The organism is Streptomyces graminilatus (genome assembly GCF_001418565.1).
In the GTDB taxonomy this organism is placed as follows: domain Bacteria; phylum Actinomycetota; class Actinomycetes; order Streptomycetales; family Streptomycetaceae; genus Streptomyces; species Streptomyces graminilatus.
In genome coordinates, this window is record NZ_LIQQ01000457.1 from 1 (window position 1) to 3,386 (window position 3,386).

General features: G+C 71.8%; 2 protein-coding genes and 1 pseudogene. 1 reads left to right on the forward strand and 2 read right to left on the reverse strand.

What is annotated here, in order from left to right; genetic code table 11:
- Positions 1 to 27 precede the first annotated feature (27 nt).
- Both AOK08_RS32625 and cobT read right to left on the reverse strand, forming a co-directional pair.
- Entirely contained in the window at positions 28 to 1,797 is a 1,770-nt protein-coding gene (locus AOK08_RS32625) for a phosphatidylglycerol lysyltransferase domain-containing protein (RefSeq protein WP_055532797.1), read from the reverse strand.
- A gap of 57 nt (positions 1,798 to 1,854) precedes the next feature.
- A complete protein-coding gene (cobT, locus tag AOK08_RS32630) occupies positions 1,855 to 2,979 on the reverse strand; it encodes a nicotinate-nucleotide--dimethylbenzimidazole phosphoribosyltransferase (protein ID WP_055532799.1) in 1,125 nt (374 codons plus the stop codon).
- 91 nt (positions 2,980 to 3,070) lie between these two features.
- Here cobT and AOK08_RS47840 point away from each other — a divergent pair.
- Positions 3,071 to 3,386, forward strand: a pseudogene (locus AOK08_RS47840) (class I SAM-dependent methyltransferase); the annotation flags it as partial.

Consider the following 3,386-nt stretch of genomic DNA (forward strand, 5'->3'; position numbering starts at 1 on the left):
TCCCCGTCCCCATCCCCGTCCCCGTTCTCATCTCTTCGACTCCAGGTGCTTGCGGTGCAGCCACTTCGGCAGTCCCGGCGCCTCCAGGAAGCCCTCCGCGCGCGCGGCGGCGATGCCGATGCGCGGCAGGTCCGCGCTCTTCTCGAAGAGCAGGAACCTGGGCTCCCAGATGGGCCGGTACTTCGCGTTGGCGCGGTACAGCGACTCGATCTGCCACCAGCGGGAGAAGAAGCTGAGGAGCGAGCGCCACAGCCGCAGCACCGGCCCCGCGCCGATGCGCCCGCCACGCTCGAAGACGGAACGGAACATCGCGAAGTTGAGTGAGACCTGAGTGATCCTGATCTCCCGTGCGCGCTGGAGGAGTTCGATCACCATGAACTCCATCAGTCCGTTGTCGGAGTCGCGGTCGCGCCGCATGAGGTCGAGCGAGAGGCCGTTCGGCCCCCAGGGCACGAAGGACAGCACCGCCCTCAACTCCCCTTCGCCGTCCGAGCATTCGAGCATCACGCACTGCCCGTCCGCCGGGTCGCCGAGCCGCCCGAGCGCCATGCTGAAGCCGCGCTCGGTGGCACCGTCCCGCCAGTCGTCGGCGCGCTGGAGGAGGTACGCCATCTCGTCGGCCGGGATGTCCGCGTGGCGGCGGACCCGCACGGTGTACCCGGCCCGCCTGACCCGGTTGTAGGCCTGCCGGACGGTCCGCATGGCCCGCCCCTCCAGGGTGAACTCGGCGGTCTCGACGATGGCCTCGTCGCCGAGTTCGAGGGCGTCCAGGCCGTGCCGCGCGTACACCGTGCCGGCCTCCTCGCTCGCCCCCATCACGGCCGGGATCCAGCCGTGGGCGCGGGCCTCGGCGAGCCACGGTTCGATGGCGCCGGGCCACGCCTCCGGGTCGCCGATCGGATCACCGGCGGCCAGCGAGACCCCGCCCAGGGCGCGGTAGGCGACGGCGGCCTTGCCGGTGGGGGACCAGACGACGCTCTTCTCGCGGCGCAGCGCGAAGTAGCCGAGGGAGTCGCGGTCGCCGTTGCGGTCGAGGAGGGCGCGCAGCCGGGCCTCGTCCTCCTCGGTGAGCGCCTCGACGGCGCGGCGGGAGCGGAAGGCGGCGTAGAGGACGGCGAGGATCAGCAGCGTACTGGTGACGTTGATGGTGATGTCGACCCAGTTGGGCGTGGAGATCCCCGCCACGCCCGAGTCGTCGGCGGCGACGGAGATCAGCCGCAGCGTGCCGTACCTCCAGCGTTCCAGGAACGTCGAACGGTGGCTGTCGTGCGCCTGGTTGGTGACCGTGACGAGGAGCGCGGCGAAGAGCGAGGAGACGAGCAGACCGCCGACCGCGACGGCGGCGGCGAGCTTCGGGTTGGACCGGTCGCCCTTGGCGTAGAACTCCCGCTTCCCGACGACGAGCGAGGCGACGAAGGCGGCCGTGAGAACGATCGAGATCCAGTTCTGCGCGTGCTGACGGATGTCCGCGAAGGACATGGCGAGCGCGAACAGCAGCAGGAACAGCGAGCTGATCACGATGTTCAGGATCCAGGCGGCCCGCTTGCGGCGGCGCATGGTGATCGCGAGGAACATCGTGAACACACCGGAGGCGAAGCCGGCGGTCAGCAGGTACGGCGTGAAGAAGTTCTCCTCGTTGTGCCGCCGCACGTCGTTCCCGAAGGAGACCCATACCGCGCTGAGCAGGTTGACGAAGGTGACAACCCGTAGATACCAGACGGCGAACGCGGCGGCGCGCCGCGAGGCGGTGGTGCTGGCACGTGGCTGAACGGTCGGCGTGAGCCTGGGGTCTCCCATGGAAAGCGATCATATGGGGGCATGTGGCGCAACATGCCCCCGCGCGTTCTCAAGTGGTCAGAGGGCCTCCGGTTCCTCCGGCTCCTCCGCGTCCTCCGACTTGGACACCTCGGGCACTTCGGTCACGTCGGGCGTCTCGGGGGCCTCCGGCAGCTCCGCCGCCAGTGCCGCAGCGGCCTGGACCATGGGGAGGGCCAGCAGCGCCCCGGCCCCCTCGCCGACGGTCACCCCGTGGTCGAGCAGCGGCTCCAGCGCCATCCGGTCCAGCGCCTTCGCCTGGGCCGGTTCCCCGCTGTTGTGCCCGGCCAGCCACCAGTCCGGCGCCCGGAAGGCGACCCGCTGGCCGACCAGCGCGCAGGCGGCCGACACCACACCGTCCAGGATGACCGGCATCTTGCGCACCGCGCTCTGGAGCAGGAACCCGGTCATCGCGGCGAGGTCGGCGCCGCCCACCGTCGCCAGCAACTGCAACTGGTCGCCGAGCACCGGCCGGGCCCGCCGCAGCGCGTCCCGGATCGCGGCGCACTTGCGCATCCACGCCAGGTCGTCGATCGGCAGCCCGCCCCGCCCGGTGACGACGGACGCGTCCGTCCCGCACAACGCGGCCACCAGCACCGACGCGGCCGTGGTCCCGCCCACGCTCACATCGCCGAGCACCACCAGATCCGTACCGGAGTCGGCTTCCTCGTCGGCCACGGCGACCCCCGCGAGGAAGGCGGCCTCCGCCTCCTCCAGGGTCAGCGCGTCCTCGACGTCGATCCGCCCGCTGCCGCGCCGCGTCCGGTGCCCCGCGACCTCGGCGGGCAGCGTGTCCGGCTCGCAGTCCAGCGCCATGTCGACGACACGTACGGGCACACCGAGCCGCCGGGCGAGCACGGCGACGGGGCTGGAGCCGTCCAGCACGGCCCGCACGGACCGTTCGGCGGTACCGGCGGGGCGCGCCGACACACCCTGCCCGGCGATCCCGTGATCCCCCGCGAACAGCACGACACGTGGCCGTTCCACCGTCCGGACCGGCACGGAGGACTGCGCCGCCGCCAGCCATTCGCCCAGTTCGTCGAGGCGCCCGAGCGACCCGGGCGGCACGATCCGGCGCTCCCGGCGCGCCTCCGCGTCGCGGCGCACACCGCCGTCGGGGCGCTCGATCAGGTCGGTGAAGTCGTCGAGATTAAGCGAGCTCATTCGCCGAACAGTACCGGCAGCGGTCGAACAGGGTGCCGTCACGTTGGAGCCATGTCATTGCACCCGGGATCGCGATCCCCTACGTAACGTTTTGACACGTAATGTCGTACGCCGTCCTGGTGCACCGCTTCAGCAGGAGCCGCCCATGTCCCCCGCCCCCAAGGCGCCCGCCCCGCAGGAGACCGGGGCCGACGGGTTCCACGAACCGCGCCGCGAGGACTGCCCCTGGTGCGGTTCCCGGCGGTTGCGCACCCGTCTGCGCACCTCGGACCACCGGCGGCGCGGGCCGGGCACCTTCGTCGTCGACGAGTGCCGCGACTGCGCCCACGCCTTCCAGAACCCGCGCCTGGCGGCGGAGGGCCTCGCCTTCTACCACCAGGACCTGCCCGAGGTCCCCCACCCGGCCT